The organism is Nitratidesulfovibrio liaohensis (genome assembly GCF_011682075.1).
Lineage (GTDB): Bacteria > Desulfobacterota > Desulfovibrionia > Desulfovibrionales > Desulfovibrionaceae > Cupidesulfovibrio > Cupidesulfovibrio liaohensis.
The window spans coordinates 1-1,772 of sequence record NZ_VSMK01000493.1 but is presented as its reverse complement, the minus strand read 5'-3'; the positions used below and the strand labels follow the sequence as shown (position 1 = coordinate 1,772).

Here is a 1,772-nt window from a genome sequence, read left to right as displayed (position 1 = left end):
GGCCGCGTACGAGGCCGCCGAGGCGGGCGACCACTGGCACCCGGTGCTGGACGGCCTGCTGGAGCGCATCGCCAAGGCGCGGCCCACCGCCGTCAACCTGCGCTGGGCCGTGGACCGCATGCGCAAGGTATGGAAGACCGCAGGGCACGCGCCCTTCGCCACGCTGATCTCACTGTGGGAATCGGAGGCACGGCGCATCCATCGCGACGACATCGAGATCAACCGCGCCATGGGCCGCCACGGCGCCGCGCTGATCGACGAGGGCGACACGGTGATGACCCACTGCAACGCGGGCGCGCTGGCCACCGCCGGGTACGGCACGGCGCTGGGGGTCATCCGGGGCGCGGTGGACGCCGGCAAGAAGATTTCGGTCATCGCCAACGAAACGCGGCCCTTCCTGCAGGGCGCGCGGCTGACCGCCTATGAACTGCACGAGGACCACATCCCCGTCACCGTGGCCTGCGACAACGCCTGCGGCCACCTGATGCGCAAGGGCATGGTGCAGAAGGTGGTGGTGGGGGCCGACCGCATTGCCGCCAACGGCGACGCCGCCAACAAGATCGGCACCTATTCCGTGGCCCTGCTGGCCCGCGAGCACGGCGTGCCGTTCTACGTGGCCGCGCCGCTGTCCACCATCGACAGGAACACCCCCGACGGCGACCACATTCCCATCGAGGACCGCACCCCGCGCGAGGTGACCCACGTGGGCGACACCCAGATCACCCCCGACGGGGTGCCGGTGTACAACTTTGCCTTCGACGTGACCCCCGCCGCGCTCATCGCGGGCATCGTCACCGAGGTGGGCGTGCTGCGCCCCCCGTACGCCGAGAGCATTGCCGAGGCGTTTCGCAAGGCCGGGCTGGAGTAGCGCGAGACGCGCCGGGCGGTATCCCGGCCTGTCGCCGCGCGTGCTGCCTGCCGGTCGTCCTGGACGGTCTCCTGACTGTCCTCTGCCACCTCTCCCCCTCCCGCTTTTTCCGCATCCCCGTGCCAGCGCAGCGTGGCGAAGGCGCGGGGATGCGCGGTTTTTCCACGCACGAATGCCCCACCCGCGCATCTGCGGCGCTCAGGTGATGCGTTGCTCCGGGCAGGCGGCTGTGCCATGCTGCCACGTACGTTCCGCATCTGCCGCCACCGCCACCGCCCATCGCCGCACCGGAACGTCAGGAGCCACCGCCATGATGATGAAGCTTTCCGACGTTGACCTGCTGGAAGCGCTGGAGCGCCCCGAAAGCGCGCCCCTGCGCGAGATGTTTTCCGTGCGCCGGGTGGCGCGCGGACAAGGCATCTTCTGGCCCGACGAGCAGGAAGACCTGGTGCTGGTGGTGAAGTCGGGGCGGTTCCGGGTGTACCTTTCATACGGGGGCAAGGAATTCACCCTGGCCTTTCTGGAACGGGGCGACATCTACAGCAGCCATACCGGGGCGCACGTACAGGCCCTGGCCGACGGCGAGGTGCTGCTGGCCGACACCCGTGCCTTCCGCCGCCGCATGACCGACCTGCCGGAGGTTTCGGCCATCATGGTGCGGGTGCTGGGGCAGATGCTGCGCTCCACCTTCTTTCTCATCGAGGGGTTGGTGTTCCGCGACAGCAACACCCGTCTGGCTTCGTTGCTGCTGGAGCAGGCCGAAAGGGCTCCCGCCCCCGACCCCACCGATCCAGCCGATTTCGCCGCAGTGGACACGGCGGACGATGCTCCCGCCGCCGCGGGCGCGGCATCGGCACCCGGCGACGCGCCCCCGCACGTCCTTGCCGCCCCCTCGGCCCACACC

Annotated in this window: 2 protein-coding genes; both read left to right on the top strand. The window is 69.9% G+C overall.

Annotated features, from left to right (window positions below; genetic code table 11):
* A partial coding sequence (gene mtnA / locus FVW27_RS14745; RefSeq protein ID WP_167126505.1) for an S-methyl-5-thioribose-1-phosphate isomerase occupies positions 1–868 on the top strand: 868 nt, incomplete at its 5' end.
* A 310-nt stretch (positions 869–1,178) separates the two neighbouring features.
* Positions 1,179–1,772 (top strand): Crp/Fnr family transcriptional regulator (locus tag FVW27_RS14740; protein ID WP_243838484.1); only part of this gene is annotated, 594 nt, incomplete at its 3' end.